Source organism: uncultured Campylobacter sp. (assembly GCF_937973075.1).
Taxonomy (GTDB): Bacteria; Campylobacterota; Campylobacteria; order Campylobacterales; family Campylobacteraceae; genus Campylobacter_B.
The window spans coordinates 12328-29608 of the sequence record NZ_CALBWL010000057.1 but is presented as its reverse complement, the minus strand read 5'-3'; the positions used below and the strand labels follow the sequence as shown (position 1 = coordinate 29608).

The window sequence follows — 17281 nt, the reverse complement described above, 5'->3', positions numbered from 1 at the left end:
CACATTGTATTTTATGAATATTCAGCTTCATATCGGATACATCCTTTGAAAGAAGTATTCCGCCTTTGTGTAAAAGTCCCACATGGTCACATATATCTTCAAGTTCTCTCAAATTATGTGAAGCTATTATAGGTGTCAACCCTCTCTCATCCATCTCCTTTGCAAAGAGGCTTTTCACCGCCTGTCTCATCACAGGATCAAGTCCGTCAAATGTCTCATCACATAGCAGATACTTTGTATTTGACGCCACTCCCATTGCAATACACAGCTGTTTTTTCATTCCTTTTGAGAAAGTATTGACCTTTCTGTTAAGTCCCAAATCAAGAGCATTTAAAAGACTTTCGCATTTCTTTATATCAAAACTTTTGTAAACGGATGAATAAAATTTTATCATCTCTTTTGCAGTCGTATTTGCAAAGAAATATTGCTCATCACAAATATAAAAAAACTTATCTTTTGCTTTTATATTTTCAAAGACATGTTCATTATCAATAAGTATCTCTCCGCTGTCAGGCTTTAACACTCCTGCAAGTGTCTTTAAAAAAGTACTCTTTCCTGCTCCGTTGGTACCTATAAGTCCGAAAACATCACCGTCTCTTATACTTGCATTGATATTGTCAAGTGCTTTGATGTCTTCAAAACTTTTACTTAAGTTCTTCGCCTCTATCATGCTCCCTCCTTTACTTCATGTCTTAGATAAAATTCCTCTACTTTTTTGTTAAATTCCGCTTCGTCAAAGTGCTTCGGATAGAGCTTCATCGCTAGCCACCACTCGCCAAGCGCCATGGCTTCGGCAGTCGGATAGCCCCATGCTTTGGCGTATTCGGGCATCATGTAAATTTTATCCTCTTTGACTGCGCTTAAATTTGCAAGCTGCGGGTTGGATTTAAGCTCGGCGGGCACCTGCGGGTAGCGATCCTGCACGAAGATCATCTGCGGCGCCCACGCCAAAATTTGTTCGGCAGATACCTGCTTGTAGCCCTTGATACTCTCTGCTGCGACGTTTTGTGCGCCTGCACGCATAAACATTATGCCCGTGTACTTGCCGCTGCCGTAGGTCGTGAGATCGGGATTTGCCATGTAAATTTTAGGTCTTTTATCCACGATGAAGTCGCTAAATTTAGCCTTTAGCTGCTCTTGCGAGGTTTTGACGAAGCTTATGAGCTCGGCGGCCTCTTTCTCGCGGTTTGCAACCTTGCCAAGAAGCTCGATCCCCTCGTAAAAGCCCTCGGTGTAGGCAGCTTCGTCGTCTTTGAAGGTCGGATTTAGCTTGCCTTTATCGGCGGCATCGCTGCGCTGAAAGCTAACGGCGACGACTGGGATTTTGAGCTCCGTCATCTTGTCGATGTATTCTTGCGGGATGTAGTTCGTGACGATCACGACGTCTGGCTTTAGCTAAGCACCGCTTCGTAGTTGATGGCCTTTAGATCGCCAGGTGTGGGCATATCTTTTAGGCTCGGCGCTAGGCGGATGTAGTTTTTGCCGAGCGACTTTTCCCACGACTCCTGCACGCCGACAACATTATCCAGCGCGTTTAGCTCGTTGAGCGCGTTTAGGCTTTGGTGCTGAAGCACGACTATGCGCTTAACCTGATCAGGCAGCGTGACGTCGCGACCTAGCTGATCGGTTACGACGCGGTCTGCAAAAAGCGAACTCGCGCACAACGGCAAGGGCTAGCGCGAAAGAGTGAGGCTTACTCATTTTCTATCCTTTAATTTAGATTATATACTTTTTAATACGCCCGTTTGTGCGTGCTTTTTGGGCGGCTGCGTTTAGAAAATATATTTTGAAATATTATAGATTTTTAATGATAAATTTTAGGTAAAAGATGAAATTTTAAAGTAGGGCGAATTTGAAATTTACATCGTGCATATGAGTTGCGCGTAGAATTTTGCGGTGCAATATGGAATTCGTGAAGCAAATTTGTGAAATTTCAAGCGCTTGCGCGTAATTTCAAATTGGTTTTTTGATTTATTTTGCAGGCGTCGTCCATAAGGTTTTATTCCAAAGCTCCGCGCCCGCAATGCCTTTAATCCTAATCCAGGCGATAAGTTCTAAAATTTCAGATAAAAGGATTACCGTAAGTGCGGCATAGCGGGCAGGCGCGCTGCTATACCACGACTTATCGACGTCGAGTATTTTAAGAAGCTTAAGAAGCGCTTCCCACGTTAAAGTTATCCCGGCGCAAAGATAGAAAATTTTGCCTCCGCTTGCCCTGCCGAGCAAGTATAGCGTGGCGACCCGCTTCCAAAGAACGATGAGCGCCAGCATAATATTTGCGGTGCTCCAAAGAGCTATGATTTGAGATTTTCCGATTTCGGATAGATGCTTCAAGCCTGCATAAAGCGCACCCATTGCGCAATAAAAAGCCCCTTCGAAGGAGCTACCATTTTGCTGAAGGGCGTAATCCCAGATACCAAGACCGATATAATTTAGCGAATAAAATAGCATCGCGCCCAGCAGGGCGGCATATATCACGTATGCAAAAAACATGGCGCGATACGTGTTAAAGACTTTGCTAGCGGAGATATCCGAGATCATTTTGGTTGCCGAAAGCTTAAAGCTCATCGAAGTAAAAATCACGGCGACGATTGCGGCAGCTACGGCGAAAAACCCGCTCATCGTAATGCCATGCAAAAGCTCACAACAAGCCCAAATGATCAGATAACAGCAGATCGATAAAACGCTAGAGGTTATGCCGCGAAATTTTATGGCGCTTAAAGTATCGCGCTTCATTTTTTGCCTTTAGATTTTTAAAATTTTATGGCGGATTATACTTGCGGGATTTGAAATTTAGATAAATTTTAGAGCGCAAGTGGAATTTAAATAGAGCAAAATCTGAATTAAATTTAATCTTTTGGTTTTGAATGAGGATTGTTTCGAGCGAATAGGCACTAGAAGCTGAATTTTAAAATAAGTGTTCATTTATGAAAAAGTGAGCATTCAAGCTAAAATTGAAATTTTGCCAGGAAAGCTTATCGTAGCGTAATGTGCAAATCGCGACGAGTTAAAGCGCAGCCTACGCGCGGCAACTACAAAGTTTGCGAAAGTTCTCACATGGCGTAATCCGGCTTTTAAATTTAAAAGCCGGAGTAAAATTTAGAGCAAATTTAAACTATTTTACCTCAAAAGCAAAGGACGCGATGATCGTCTCTTCGTCACATTTTTTTGGATCCGAAAATGCGAGCTTATTTCTTGCTTTTAGTATCCAAGGACCCGGTTTTAGCGCCATTACCTCGATTTCGCCCTTATCGTCGGTCATACCATAAAATGCGCTCATATCTTCCAGAAATCCATCCGGCGCACCTTCAACTGCGGCATTTGCAAGCGGTTTGCCTTCAAACAGCACTTTAATTTTAAACGGCTTATTGGCTTTGAAATTTACCGGATTTTCTAAAGGTACGAGCTCGAGTCGCTCGCCCACGGGCTTAGTTATAAGATCGCCTGCTTGTGTGTTGATTACACCCTTTGCGAGCATAGTGGCGCGACGGCAAAATTTAGCGTCTTTGATCGTATCTTTCGTGCCGCCCATATGCCATTTGCCGCTTTTATCCTCGGTCCAAAAGGTCGGTTTATATTGCCCGGTAATGATATAGACGCCTTCCGGCTGCTTTTCGCCCTCAAATTTATAGTTTTCGCTCGTGCGCTTTAGCTCGATTTTTTTGCCGTTTTTATCTATGACTACGGGGATTTCAAAATTATTCTCCCTCTGCTTATCGATCGGCTCGCACGTGGCAAATCCATCTCCAAATCCGATCTGAACCCTCAGCTTATCGTCATTTTGACCCGCAAGCCAAAAATCATGCGCACCCGCTACGCTAAATGCACCTAAAACTGCCAATGCAGCTAAACTTTTCCTCATTTTTCATCCTTTCTTTTAATAAAATTTACTAAATTTAAAAACTATATCTTACGCCGACGCCGAGCGTTCTGCCTTTGCCATAGGTGACTAATACATTACTCGCTCTGTCGCGTATGTGCGAGAAATACTCTTTGTCGGTCAAATTTTTGACGTAAAAATACACATCAAAGCCATCTTTTAGGTAGCCTACTTTTGCATCCGCCGTAAAATAGCTCTTTTGGGCTAGCTTATTTTGAGCATCGAAGTAGGTCTTGCCTATCATATTTCCGTCCAGTCTTGTATAAATTCCCATCGGAGCGTAGTATGACGCGCCCAAAGAGAGCTTATACTCGGGGTTTTTCTCGATTTTATTACCTTTATTATTCGTGCCGTCTTTGTTGATATAATCTCCGTATTTGGTCTTTAGCAGACTCGCGGCTAAATTTATATCAAGCTCCTTGCTCGCTTTTGCGACGCCTTCAAATTCCACGCCCATAGATTTTGATTTATCGGCGTTTGCGGTCGAGTAGATGTTGGGGTTATTGGGGTCAGTGTAAAATATATGAGTGCCCTTGATGTCCATATAAAATAGCGCGGTAGAAAATCTAAAGCTCTCATACGAACCCTTTACGCCGATCTCGTAGTCATCGCTCGTCTGTGCGTCAAATTTATTATCCTCTCTACTGCCGCCGGTGGTGTAGAAATTAAAACCGCCGGCTAGATAGCCCTTCGAATACATCGCATAAATATTTAGCTCGTCGGTGATATCGTATCCAAGTGCGATTTTTGGCAAAAACGTCCTAAATGTCGCTTTTTCGTCCATCGAAAACGCGGGCGCACCGGGATTGTGTCCTAGCTCATATGAAAAATAATCGACCTTTGTGTGTTTTCTGATCTGCTGATACCTGCCGCCAAGCGTAGCGTCAAATTTACTCGTGATCGGATAGATGATCTGACCGAATACTGATGCCGTCTGCGCACGATTGACCGAAGGCCAATCCTCGACTATCGTCCTACCGCCGCCGTCGCCGTATTGATCGCCGATCGGGCCGAAGACTTGCTTTTCGTTTTCGTAATAAAGCCCGCCGACCCATTTGAAGCTTTGCTCGTCATTGCTACTAAATCTAAGTTCCTCGGAGAAGGTATCATTTTTAGAATTTAAAAATGTAACTAGCCCGTAGTGATCGGGATCGAGATAGGTTATTTTACTACCAAAATCCTCGTCGTAAAGCCCGTCTTTTTTGGCTCTACGAAAGGTCGTAGCCGAGGTCACGTCAAATTTGTCAAATTCATATTTTAGATCTAACGCTCCCGAACTAGAGGTTTGCTTTACGCGGGCGGGAGTTTCTAAGTTTATATGCTTGGCTTCGCTTTTTGAGATATTGCCAAATCTCGATTTTGGGATAAAAAGCTCGTCGAGCGAGTCGTCCTGGCGGTGAAAAAGGTCGCCGTAAATTTTAATCGTAAAACGATCGGTCGGCACTATCTTTAAATTTAGTCCGAAATTGTAATTTTTCTTGTCGTTGGCTTTATCGCCGTTTAGATCGTTGATGATCCAGCCGTTTTCTTTGGACGCCGAGCCGTTTAAGCCTAAAAATAGTTTATCATCAATCAGCGCGCCGCTGGTTTCAAAAAGACCTAGCATGTATTTGTGCGAGCCGTATTCGGCGCCGACGCTGCCACTCCACTCGTTAGTCGGTTCTTTTAAAACGATATTGATGATGCCGCCGATTGAGTCTTTACCGTAGATCGCACTGCTAGGACCTCGTAAAACCTCGACGTGATCGATATTTGTAACGGGGATATAGGCTGCGTCTTTGTTGCTTTGCGCTACGCCGCCGACATAGACCGTAACGGGGTTAGAACTCGTATATATCGAAGGATTGAGTCCTCGTGTACTGATGCCCTCATACATTCCGCCTACACCGGTAATGTTTGGCATAGTTTTGACCAGCTCCTCGACGTTTTTGACTTCTCGTTCTTGTAGCTCAGTATCACTTACGACGCTGATACTTTGTGGCACATCCTTTAAATTTTCACTTATTTTGTTTGCGGTAACTTCTACTTCGCCGAGATTTACGCTTTGCTTAGTTTGCTCGTCGGCTATGGCTGGATTTGCGGCGCTCAATAAAAGTAGGGCGGCTGCAGCTTCAGAGAGAGAGAGAGAGAGTAAAAACTTTCAAAATTTAACTCCTAAAATCTGATAAAATTTTCGCGTTATTATATCAGATGAGATAATCATTGTCAATACTACTACAATATTAAATTAATGCAAAATATAAGTATGATTTGTATTGAATTTAATGTTGCAAATTTAGATACAAAATAGGGCGATACAATAAGCTTATTATAATTTAAACAAATACGTTCATAAAATTTATGGAAATGATGCAAAAATTAATAAAATCAAAAAATTCATTTTTATAAATCGCTTACTACATAGAAATCATTAATAGGAAAATATATATCAGTAGTTCATCATTTTTCAATTTTTTGGAGCAAAAGCACTATAATTCTAGGTATTTTATATTGAAAACTATAATTTTCAAGTAAAAATCTAATACGAAATTCACGTATAATTATATGAATAATTTCATGTATTTTTAACGCATTTGTTGTTTTTTTAATGGTTTTTATTAGAAGAATTTTTATATATAATTTCTATTTGATAATTTATGTGACTTCAAATGAAATCAGCAAGACGATGTGCTTTCTGCAAGAATTAAAATAGATAAATATCTGAATTGAGTGGAAATGAAATTTCGCTTATGGTAAGGAGTTTAAATTTGAAATACGGAGAAGTTATGCGCCTAAAAACGCCCTCTTTTATTCAATAACCAGGCGCATTAGATACATATCCTCGCCGTCGATTACGCTGATTTCGGAGCTTTTGCAGCTCGGACAAGAAAAGTCGTTCTGCGTCAAATCCCCGCTAAAACCGCAGTTTTTGCATTTTACGACGATTTCTTGGGTATGGATGATGAGATCCGCATTTTCGCAGACGGTGCCTGTACGAAAGACTTCGTAGCAGTTTTGCAAGTAATGCGCTTCTACGCCGCTTAGTCGCCCTATTTTTACGTGCAGCTCCCTTATCTGTGGACTTTTCGAACCAAATGCATCGTAAGACGCCTGTGGTTTCGCATCTAAATTTTTATAAAAATCGCCGCTTTTGTCGTTTAGGTTCGTATCTGCAACGCCCGTATTTTCGGTATTCTCGGTGCCCATGCCAGTATTCGCGGAATTCGTATTTTCATTGGCGGTATTTGCGATGTCGCAGCTATTTTTATCGCCCTGCTGCTCAGTCACGCCTTTTTTCTTTGCTTTTTCAGCGTTTAGCGCCTTTTCACATAGTGCCACAAGATCCGCTACGATCGATAGTTCATGCATTTTTTCCTCTAAATTTTACGGCCGCGCCGTATTCTATACGAAATTTTGTTGTAAATTTAAAAATACGTCTGAAATTTAGGCTTAAATTTGCCGAATTTGCACGCAAATTTAACAAATCCGTGGCAGCAGCTCGCCTTTCGGAAGCTCCAAAAATCGCTGCGAGCCGTAGGCGTTTTGCAAAATCACTCGCCCTTTTGCCGCATGCGGAGTTTGAAATTGCCCCGCCCTATTTTCTGACGCCGCATCTATATCGTTTGCACCCGTAGATTCGTCCCGCGCACCAAGTTTAGGCGTCAAAGCGCCCTTAAATTCGCCTTTAGCGTGCCCTACTTCGCGCACCTCGCCGATGATTGCGGCATTTGCGTCAAATTCGCGCAGTATCTCAAGCGCTCTATCCGCCTCGGCATCATCTTCTACGATCGCTACGAAAGTGCCTTCGTTTGCAAGCTCGTACGGCTCGAAGCCCAGCAGTTCGCACACGCCCACTACTTCGTCGCTGATTTTGATATCCTCTTCGCGCACCAAAAATTCAAGCCCGCTAGAGTTTGCGAATTCGTTCAAAACCGCGCTGAGTCCGCCGCGCGTCGCATCTCGCATCGCCTGGATCTTCACGCCTTGCAAGATCAGCTTTTCGACCGCAGCGCAAAGCGGTCTGCAGTCGCTTTGCAGCTCGCTGCTTAGCGCGATCTCGTCGCGCGCCGCGAGTATCACCGCCCCGTGCCGCCCGATGTCGCCGCTAAGGAGGATTTTTGCACCCGCTTTGATGTTTTGTACGCGCGCAGGTCGCAAAACACGGCCGATGCCGCTGGTGTTGATGAAAATTTTATCGCATTTGCCCCGCGGTACGACCTTCGTGTCGCCGCAAACGATGCGAACGCCGCAGCTTCGCGCGGTGCTCGCCATCGAGTCCAGGATGCGTCGCAGTTCGCTTAGGCTGAGCCCCTCCTCGATGATGAGCGCACAGCTTAAAAACAGCGGCTTTGCGCCCACCATCGCAAGGTCGTTGACGGTGCCGCAAACGGCGATCTTGCCGATGTCACCGCCGTTAAAAAACAGCGGCGTGACCACGAAACTATCGGTGCTGAAAGCTAGCTCGCCGCTAGAGCTCGCCGCCGAATTCAAAGCAGAGCTCGGCGCCGCGCGATCAAAATTTGGCCTGGCATCTAAATTTAAATCGTCTAAATTTAAATTTAGTATCGCGCTGTCGTTGTTCGCGCGTAAAATTTCATTATCAAACGCCGCAAAGATCGTCTCGTTGATGAGCCTATTCATCTCCTCGCCGCCGCCGCCGTGGCTTAAAAGTATAGTTTCGTTCAAATTTTTCCTTTTCACTCGGTTTTAAATTTAAAGCTTACATTTCGTAGCCAAAAGCTGTGCTGTTAAGGCATCGCACTAAATTTTTAAAGCAAAGCTTTAGCGCGACGTTTTACTTCGGTTAAAATTTTAAAGCATGACTTATTTTTGAAATTTACGCTCTGCTAGTCGGATACCGCGCGCAAAATTTAACCCGCGTTTTTGACGTCGCCGTATTTATAGTACGCCGCGCACGCCCCTTCGCTTGAGACCATGCACGATCCTATCGGGTTTTGCGGTGTGCAGTGCTTGCCGAAAACCTTGCAATCATAGGGGCTTTTTTTGCCGCGTAAAATTTCGCCGCAGATACAGGCCTTGCTCTCGGGAGCGCTCTGTACGCTGCAATCAAACTGCACCCTGGCATCCAGCGCCGCGTACTGCGGGCGCAACTTCATGCCGCTTTTTGGAATTTCGCCGAGCCCTCGCCACGGAAAATCGCAAATTTCAAAATATTTATCTATTAAATTCTGCGCTTTTTGGTTGCCGTCCTCTTTTACGACGCGCTCGTATTCGTTGAAAACCTCGTAGGTGCCGGCGTTTTGCTGCTCGACCAAATTTAGCACGCCCGCCATTATATCAAGCGGCTCAAACCCGCTTACGGCGATCGGTTTTTTGTAGTCGTGCGCGATGCTCTCGTAGACCTTCGCGCCGGTGATCACGCTTACGTGGCTAGGCCCTAAAAACGCGTCTATCTGCACGTCGGCGTCGTCTAAGATCGCTCGCACGGGAGCGGGCACCGTTACGTGGTTGATGTGAAAAAAGAGATTTTTTAGCCCCAAGCTTAGCGCCTTATCGATCAGCACGGCGCTCATCGGCGTCGTTGTCTCAAAGCCGATCGCAAAAAATATCACCGTTTTTTGCGGATTTTCCTGCGCGATCTTTATGCAATCAAGCGGGCTATAAAGCGCTCTGATGTCGTGCCCTTCGCCGCGTAGCTTCTGCAAGCTGGTGCGAGAGCCGGGCACGCGAAGCATGTCTGCTAGAGTGCAAAAAATACTCTGCGGCATCGCGGCGAGCTTGATCGCCTCGTCGATGCGACTGCGCGGCATCACGCACACCGGACAGCCCGGGCCGTGGATAAATTTTATATTTTTGCCGACCAGGCTCGGAAGGCCGAATTTCATGATCGAGTGCGTGTGTCCGCCGCAAATCTCCATGATGTTTAGCGGCTTTTTGCTTTTAGAAATTATCAGCTTGCTAAGTGCTAAAATCAGCTCTTTATCCCTAAAATCCTTGATTAGATCCATTATTTACCTTAAATTTTACGGGTTTACAAGCCGCTTTAATTCTCTGTGCCCGCTCGCGGCTCCATGCTTTCATACACCAAGCCCTCTTCCGTCCTCATCTGCTTTGCGATCTGCTCATAAATTTCGATACTCTCCTTCGCTCGCTGCGTATCGATCTTCTCCATCGCAAAGCCCACGTGGATCAGCACGTACTCCCCGACCGCCGCGGGCTCGGGAAGCAGATCCAAGCTCACGCCGCGGCGCACGCCCAGAGTCTCTACGGTCGCGAAATTATTTTCGTCGATCGAGATGATTTTTGAAGGGATTGAAAGGCACATTAACGAAATTCCTTCTTGTATTGTAGGAATTTCAGCCATTTTTCCACGCCCTCGCCGCTTTTACTATCAAGAGCGATGACGTCGGCTTTCGGATTGAGTTTGTGTACCTCGCGCACCACCTCCTCCATATCGAAGTCAAAATGCGGTAGCAGCGCGGTTTTAGTGATTACGACGCAGTCTGCGCGGCGAAATATCACGGGGTATTTTGCGATTTTATCGCTGCCCTCGGGCACGCTTAGAAGCACCACGTTCAGGTGCGCGCCCACGTCAAATGCCGCAGGGCAGACGAGGTTTCCGACGTTTTCTATGAAAACAAGATCTAAATTTTTAGTATCGATATGATGTAGCCCCTCGTGAACCATAAAGGCGTCCAGATGGCAGGTCTCGCCTGTGCTGATCTGATGGGCCTGCGCGCCTGCTTTTATGATGCGATCGGCGTCGCGGTTAGTCTCTAGATCGCCCTCGATGACGCCGATTTTAAATTTGCCGCTTTTGATAGTCGCCTCAAGCAGCGTCGTCTTGCCGCTACCGGGGCTACTCATCAAATTTAAACATAAAATTTTATCCTCGTCAAAATGGGCTCTGTTGTGAGCGGCCTCCTCGTCGTTGGCGCTTAAAATTTTACTCATCACCTCGATCGTCTTGGCGTCGCTAATAGCGACATTTGCGTGGACGTGATCGTGCGCGTCGTGCTCATGATCGATCCCCGCCTCGTGCATATGAGCGTGGGAGTGGACGGTGCCGTCCGCGTGGGTATGGAGATGCTCGTGCGAATGAGCGTCATGAGTGTGTCCTACTGAACAGCCGCAATCTTTACACATTTTTTATCCTTGGAAAATAAATTTTGCGTGTAAAATACCACGTTTTTGCTTTAAGCTGCGTAAATTTGATAAATTTTATATCGAAGTGCGAAATTTTATGAAATTTAATGAGGCTTGAAATTTACGCGCTTTAGTTTTATCTAAATTTTATGCGTTGTTTATGAAGGCTGCCGCAAATTTTAAAGCTAGCGAGCAAAGACGCTGTTTTAAATTTAATCGGCTGTTCACAGATTACACAAAGTCGCGCGCCGTAAATTTAGGGCTTGCGCGGCGGTGCGGTGGTTCAAAACAATACAAAAGTCGCCGCAAGAATAAACCGCGGAGTTTAGGGCTTGCAAGCGGATTTTACCGGCGCTCTACAATCTCGCGCGTACTCTACGGCGTGGCGAACATCAACGCGGCGGCCGTTTTCATATCGATTTTACGCTAGCTCGGTTTTACAAATACTGCACGAAAGCGCGACGCCTTATAAAATTAGTCGCGAGTTGCTACGCCATTCTCGCGCCAATGCGTAAATTTAAACCCGCGGCAAGAGCGCTTTTCAATTAAAATTTCTAAATTTCGCGCTAGCGTTCGTCGCGTAAATTTAAACAAATTTTATTTGCCGCCGCGCGCAGACGCTGCGTTTAAATTTTAAAAGCGCACGAATAGAAGCGCGCAAATTTAGCGCGACGCGCTGTTTTTAAAAATGCGTAAAAGCCCTACGCTTCGGTGATTACCGCGTTTACGAGCTTGGAAAATTTCACCCCTTTCAGCGCGCCGATTTTGGCGCTGAGCCGCTCGATCTTTGAAATTTTATCCCGCATCGTGATCTCCTCGAAGCAGTGGCGCTCGTCGATGTGAAAGTGGCTGGTGCTGATGATGGTGATGTTTGCGTGGTGCTCGATCTCTACGAGCTGCTCGATCAGATCGCTTTGGTGATGATCATACGCGATGCAAAGCACGCCCACGCAGTCCTCGTCGCTATCTCCGTGAAGCACGCCCTCGACCATCTTTTCGCGGATCAGATCGCGGATAAACTCGCTGCGGCTTAGGTATTGCTTGGCGCGCACCATCTCATCGAGATCCTCAAAAAGCTTCGTCGGCAGCGAAATGCTAAATCTTACGGCGCTCTCTTTTTCCTCTTTTTTCATAGTTTCCCCCTATTTAGCGTATTTTGGACGTAATTTTACCGAAATTCCGCTCAAATAGTAAGAATTTTGCATGCTAATTCGGCTTATTTTTTAAAATTTAAAGCTCCAGGGCATCGTGCGTATTTTGAAATTTTGCTCGCGTTTTCGCGTCATATTTTAGGGCTGGCGCAATGAAATTTTACGGCGCTAAGTTGTTTTAAATTTTACCGCATCGCGATTTTGCGCCCAAATTTAAGAGGCGGGCGCTAAATAGCGCCTTGGCTTGGGATTTATGCAGTATCTGGCCATGCTCTGCGATGGAATTTTGCATCGATCGCCGTAATAGCACGCGTGACGCTATGGCAGGCAACGGCGCGCCGTTAAATTTTAAAATTTTAACATTTCGGCTGCGACATATGAAGACGGCAAGGCGTAAATTTGTTCGCTGATTTTGCGATTTTAGAAAAGCTAGCCGCGGTGGATTTTATCGCTCGTAGCGTTAGAATTTACGCAAAGAGCAGGTGGGACGCAGAGTTCATTAAATCTAGCGGCGAGATGAGACTAATAAATTTTACAAAGAGCGAGCTTAACGGCTATAATTGCGTTTTTTGTGGACGAGCTTAGCGCGAAATTTCGCTTAGATACGCCGCGAGCTGCCCGTATGCGATGCCGCTGTCGTTGCACGGAATCTCGCGGTTTAGATGAAATTTTACTCCTCGTTCGCGCAGCTTTTTGCACGTAAGATTTAGAAGCGTCGCGTTTTGAAAGACCCCGCCGCTTAGCACGACCTCGAGCCCCGCGCCCTCGGCGAAATCGGTGATGAAATTTGCGATGGCGTTTATAAATTTCGTCGCAGCCAAGCGCGGCTCATCGCGCAAAGCCTGCAAAAACGCCTCTTTGTAATCGATCACATAGCATTCGTCGCCAAAGCTCGGCGCGTAAGCTCTATTTTGCGGGGCTTGATCGGCGTTAGAAGCGTCTTTGCTTTCAAGATTTATTAAATTTAGGGCAGACGCTTGGTTTATAGAATTTACGGCGGAACTTTCATTCTTTTTGCCGCTGCCTTCGGCGATGTTTTGAGCCGCTAGTCCAAGCTCGTTTTTACTCGCTGCATCGTTCGCAAGCTCTTTAAAATCGCCTTGCAACGCGCAGCTATCTTTCGCGTCGCTATGATTTTGCGCATTTAAACCGCCCTGCCCCGCTTCGCGCGCCAAATCATCGGCGCTTTGCTGCTGCAAAGCGGATTGCGGCGCGTTTTGGATAAAATTTTCGCCCTCCTTTCGCAGCGTAAATTCGTAGCTCTGCTCGCAGCCGTCGATATATAGGTTCTCAAGTCGCATGCCCGCTTCGCCGTCGAAGCTGACGGATCGCAAGTCGCAAATGACCGCAGCAAACGCGTCGAACAACCGCCCTAGCGAGCTTGAGCGGACGGAACGCGGCGCGATTTTTTCTAAATTTGCGACTTCGCTTGCATTAAATTTTGCCAAAAACTCGCGCGCAGCGTCCTTTGCACTAAATTTAAATATGAGCGCGAGCGCAAGTTTGTAGATGTTTTTTATCGCATTCTCGCCGCCAATAAGCGCGATCTCATCAAAATTTGCGACGCGACGGTAGCCGTGCGGGTCAAACACCATCACCTCGCCGCCCCAGATCGTGCCGTCCGTACCGTAGCCGGTGCCGTCGAAGCAGAAGCCGAGGTATTTTTTGCCACTAAAAAGAAGATCGTTTTGCGCTAGATTCGACACCAGATGCGCGAAATGATGCTGGTAGCGAACCACGGAGTATCCGCGCTGCTCGAAAAAACGCGTGTGCAAAAACTGCGGGTGCAGATCCGCGATAACGGCGTCGAACTTCAGCTCGTAGGCGTGCACGAACATATCCAAAAGCGCGAAAAATCGCTCATTCGTGGCGATGTTTTTAAGATCGCCGATGTAGGGCGAGATGAAAATTTGCCCGTCTTTGTAGATCGCGAACTCATTTTTAAGCTCCGCTCCGAGCGCTAGAAAAGTGCCTTTGAGCTGGAATTTGCTAGGGAAAATTTTTGGATTCATTCCGCGAGATGTTCGCAAAAACAGAGCGCAATTTAAAATTCCGCTCGCTTGATCGTTCGCGCTTTTGAAATTTAACGCTGCGACACCGTTTTTAAAATTTAATGTTGTGTCCTGACTGCCTGGGGTCGCGCCTCGCTTGCTATTTGAGGTCACAAAGTGCTCGCTATCCGGGACTGCGATATTATGCTTGACTTCGCTTGACGCCGCTATGTCGCTTTTTAAATTTGAAGGTGCGGCGCCAAATTTATCGCTCAATGTTGCCGCGCCCTGCTCGCCTTTTGCTTTTTTGAAATTTTTCGCGTTCTCGGGGCTGCGGTGCTTCATATCAATCAATGCCACGCCGTTTTTAAAATTTAAAGATGCACCGTCGCATTCATCGTTTGATGCCACAACGTTGCGCTCGTCATCCGGGAGCGCGTCACAACTATCTATCGCCGCATCGGCGCTTTCATCGGCTGCCGCCGCATCGTAGATGCTGCCTAGCGTGGCGCTTTCTTGCTCGTTTTTTGCTTTTTTGGATAAATTCTGCGAATTTTTTAGCTCGCAAACGGCTACTTGCGAGCTTTGCAGACCTTCACTCGGATCACGCTTCGAGCCTTGCTTGGAATTTGCCCTTTTCAGATCATCGCTTTTCGAGTTTGACGTATTTTCATTCGGCTGCCGCTTTATAATCACGTTCAAATCGGACTTCGTATCGATCGAGGGAAGCGACATAGCATGCGGTGCTTCAAAATCTTGCGCCATATTCTCGCTGTGAGCCTGGGTCTCAAGCGTGTATAAATCGTGCGTGCGATCGTTTGCATTCGCACTTGCAGCTTCTTTTTTAATTTCCTGCAAAAACGCGATACTATCGTCGCTCGGCGTTAAAATTTCGCGGTCATTGTCCAGGTAAAACGAGATGACGCCGCCCAGCTTCGCGCACAACTCCTCGGCGTTAAAAATAATGGGCTCGCCGCTGATATTGGCGCTAGTAGCGACGATCGGGCGATCAAAGTATTCAAAAAGCAGCAGATGCACGCCAGTGTTGGCTAGAAAAATGCCGATTTTATTAAGGTTCGGCGCCACGCTTGGAGCGATAAAAATCGCGTTTGCTCTAAAAATCGCCGAAAAGCTTGCGGGCAAACGCACGAAATCGCCCTCGCTATCGGAATGGGCGCCGCGCGCGTCCGCCATGCACTCCTGCGCAGAGCATGAACCTTGCAAATTTATCGTCTGTTGCGGACTCGGCTCGCTCGCCGAACGCTGCAAATCTGCCCTATTTGCAGCATGTCGCAAGCCCTGCATATTCGCCGAATTTTGCGAAATAGACTCGTCCGTCGCAAACCAAGAATCAGACTTTTTCGCCGCGCATCGCAAGTCTTGGCTATCCACTGCGGACTGTAAATTTAACTCATTAGTCGTATGTCGAAGCTCTAGCTCGCCTTCTGCTTGCAGCGAGCTCAAATTTTTAGCCGCGCGCTGCAAATCAGACCGATCGTATGCGCGCTCTAGCTCGTTTGCCGCACACTGCGAGTCGTCTGCCGTTAGCATATCGCAGGCGAAATTACGACGCGCCGTTTTACTGAAAATTTGCGCACTCTGTAATCTCCCCTGCTTTGCGCAATTTTCAGCGCTTTGCGTACTAAAATTTTGCGCTGCGGAATTGCGTAAATTTTGTAGCACAGAGCCCTGCCCTTGCGCCGATTTTTCTTGCTCGCTCGCAAATTTCGGCGATATAGAATTTTTGCTTTGCGCCTTTAAATTTTGTGCGCCGAAATCCACCGCAAAGCCCGCCAGCGTGCGCCAAACAAACTCACGCTTTTTTAAAATCACGATCGGCTTGACGTTACAGTCTATCAGCGCCTCTTCCTCCGCGCTTAAAATTGCTGCGCGCCCTACTTGCGCTGCATCACGACACATGATTGCAAAAGGCTTGCTCGGGCGTTTTTTGAGCGTTCGCAGCATCCGTACCGCGCGCTCGTTCGTCGCATCGCAGACGATGTGAAAGCCGCCCATCCCCTTGATCGCGCCGATCTGTCCGCGCCATAAAAGCTCCGCCGTGCGCGCTATCGCATCCTCGCCGCTTGATAAAATTTCGCCGCCTGTGCCGCATAAAAATAGCCGCGGGCCGCAGTGCGGGCAGGAGATCGGCTCGGCGTGATAGCGGCGCGTGAGCGGATCCGTGTATTCGCCGCGGCAAAACTCACACATCTCAAACGCCCTCATCGTGGTGTTTGCGCGGTCATACGGCAGCGCGGCGATGATGCTAAGGCGCGGGCCGCAATCGGTGCAGTTGATAAAAGGATAGTGGAAGCGTGGATTTTGCGGGTCGTAAAACTCCTTTTTGCACTGATCGCAGATCGCAAAATCGGGCAAAATCGGGTTAAATTTACGCCCCTCTTTGGACTGCGTGATCTTAAAATCAGTAAAATTTTGCGCAAAATCTTGTGTATTTAGATCGGTGCGGATGATCCTATCGATTCGGCAAAGCGGCGGCGCTTCGCTGCGAAGTCGCTGCTCAAAAATTTTTAAAATTTCTTCTTCGCGCGGATCTTGCTCGGCACTTTGCAGATTGCGCTTGGAGCCCTGTAAATCCTGCGAGCGGAGGTTTTGCTCGGATAAAGCTAGCAAGATAGAGCCCTGCCCGTTTAGATTGAGCTCGGATAAGTTGGGCAGAAATTTCACGCTCACTGCGGCTTGTAAATCATCCGTCAAATCATGCGACAAGCTCGTTAAATCTAAATCAGGCAGGCTTACTAAATCATTCAATAAATCGCGCGGCAAGCCGATCGAATCATTTGGCAAGCTCGGCATGCTCTGCGGCAAAAAGGAGTTCTCGTTTAAATTTGAACTTGCAAAATTTAGTGATGAGTTCGCGGCCTTGTTAGAATCCGACTCGGTAGAATTTAAAGACTGAGCAGCCGATAACGATACTTTCTGTGCTTGAATTTCGTTAGAATTTGACTCATCTAAATTTAAAGGGGCGGAATTTTTATCAATCGAGCCTTTTTGCGGCTCGGAAAGGGCTGCAGAAACGATGATTTTAACGCCCTCGCCATCGTTATAAACCTCGCCTTTCAGCCCCAAATCCACGGCGAGCTTATAGACGAACGGGCGGAACCCGACCCCCTGCACCGCTCCGAAAACCTCAAATTTAGCCGCTTTCATACACA

13 protein-coding genes and 3 pseudogenes are annotated in these 17281 nt (G+C 46.8%); 1 reads left to right on the top strand and 15 read right to left on the bottom strand.

Annotation, left to right across the window (positions count from 1 at the left end):
• From Q0274_RS07460 to nikR, 12 genes are all read right to left on the bottom strand, one after another.
• On the bottom strand, nucleotides 1-670 hold a 670-nt coding region (locus tag Q0274_RS07460; RefSeq protein WP_298028608.1), incomplete at its 3' end, for an ABC transporter ATP-binding protein.
• Nucleotides 667-1380 (bottom strand): ABC transporter substrate-binding protein, encoded by a 714-nt coding sequence (locus tag Q0274_RS07455; protein ID WP_298028606.1) that lies wholly within the window; start codon nucleotides 1378-1380, stop codon nucleotides 667-669. The genes Q0274_RS07460 and Q0274_RS07455, both read right to left, overlap by 4 nt.
• Nucleotides 1381-1391: 11 nt before the next feature.
• Nucleotides 1392-1664, bottom strand: coding sequence for a hypothetical protein (locus Q0274_RS07450; protein WP_298028604.1), 273 nt, complete (start codon nucleotides 1662-1664; stop codon nucleotides 1392-1394).
• A gap of 307 nt (nucleotides 1665-1971) precedes the next feature.
• The gene (locus Q0274_RS07445) at nucleotides 1972-2736 is read right to left on the bottom strand and encodes a hypothetical protein (RefSeq protein ID WP_298028601.1); all 765 of its coding nucleotides are present in this window, start codon (nucleotides 2734-2736) and stop codon (nucleotides 1972-1974) included.
• 379 nt (nucleotides 2737-3115) lie between these two features.
• The gene (locus tag Q0274_RS07440; RefSeq protein ID WP_298028599.1) at nucleotides 3116-3862 is read right to left on the bottom strand and encodes a DUF4198 domain-containing protein; all 747 of its coding nucleotides are present in this window, start codon (nucleotides 3860-3862) and stop codon (nucleotides 3116-3118) included.
• A gap of 34 nt (nucleotides 3863-3896) precedes the next feature.
• The gene (locus Q0274_RS07435; RefSeq protein WP_298028597.1) at nucleotides 3897-5969 is read right to left on the bottom strand and encodes a TonB-dependent receptor; all 2073 of its coding nucleotides are present in this window, start codon (nucleotides 5967-5969) and stop codon (nucleotides 3897-3899) included.
• A 698-nt stretch (nucleotides 5970-6667) separates the two neighbouring features.
• On the bottom strand, nucleotides 6668-7228 hold the full coding sequence (locus Q0274_RS07430) for a hydrogenase maturation nickel metallochaperone HypA (RefSeq protein ID WP_298028595.1): 561 nt from the start codon (nucleotides 7226-7228) through the stop codon (nucleotides 6668-6670).
• A gap of 108 nt (nucleotides 7229-7336) precedes the next feature.
• Entirely contained in the window at nucleotides 7337-8545 is a 1209-nt protein-coding gene (gene hypE / locus Q0274_RS07425) for a hydrogenase expression/formation protein HypE (protein WP_298028593.1), read from the bottom strand.
• Nucleotides 8546-8730: 185 nt separating this feature from the next.
• Entirely contained in the window at nucleotides 8731-9828 is a 1098-nt protein-coding gene (gene hypD / locus Q0274_RS07420) for a hydrogenase formation protein HypD (protein ID WP_298028592.1), read from the bottom strand.
• Between the two features lie 35 nt (nucleotides 9829-9863).
• Nucleotides 9864-10145 carry a HypC/HybG/HupF family hydrogenase formation chaperone gene (locus tag Q0274_RS07415; protein ID WP_298028590.1) on the bottom strand — a complete coding sequence of 94 codons (282 nt, stop codon included), beginning with the start codon at nucleotides 10143-10145 and terminating at the stop codon, nucleotides 9864-9866.
• On the bottom strand, nucleotides 10145-10966 hold the full coding sequence (gene hypB, locus Q0274_RS07410; RefSeq protein ID WP_298028588.1) for a hydrogenase nickel incorporation protein HypB: 822 nt from the start codon (nucleotides 10964-10966) through the stop codon (nucleotides 10145-10147). The genes Q0274_RS07415 and hypB overlap by 1 nt, the downstream gene beginning before the upstream one ends.
• Nucleotides 10967-11667: 701 nt before the next feature.
• Complete coding sequence (nikR, locus tag Q0274_RS07405) at nucleotides 11668-12099, bottom strand: nickel-responsive transcriptional regulator NikR (RefSeq protein WP_298028586.1); 432 nt, start codon at nucleotides 12097-12099, stop codon at nucleotides 11668-11670.
• A gap of 417 nt (nucleotides 12100-12516) precedes the next feature.
• On the opposite strand from nikR, the gene Q0274_RS07400 reads away from it, so the two are divergent.
• Nucleotides 12517-12702, top strand: coding sequence for a hypothetical protein (locus tag Q0274_RS07400; RefSeq protein WP_298028584.1), 186 nt, complete (start codon nucleotides 12517-12519; stop codon nucleotides 12700-12702).
• On the opposite strand, the pseudogene Q0274_RS07395 reads toward Q0274_RS07400, so the two are convergent.
• From Q0274_RS07395 to Q0274_RS07385, 3 pseudogenes are all read right to left on the bottom strand, one after another.
• Nucleotides 12699-14078: pseudogene (locus Q0274_RS07395) on the bottom strand (hypothetical protein); the annotation flags it as partial. The gene Q0274_RS07400 and the pseudogene Q0274_RS07395 overlap by 4 nt on opposite strands.
• Nucleotides 14079-14969: 891 nt before the next feature.
• Nucleotides 14970-15239, bottom strand: a pseudogene (locus tag Q0274_RS07390) (Sua5/YciO/YrdC/YwlC family protein); the annotation flags it as partial.
• A 696-nt stretch (nucleotides 15240-15935) separates the two neighbouring features.
• Nucleotides 15936-17276, bottom strand: a pseudogene (locus Q0274_RS07385) (Sua5/YciO/YrdC/YwlC family protein); the annotation flags it as partial.
• Nucleotides 17277-17281: the final 5 nt, after the last annotated feature.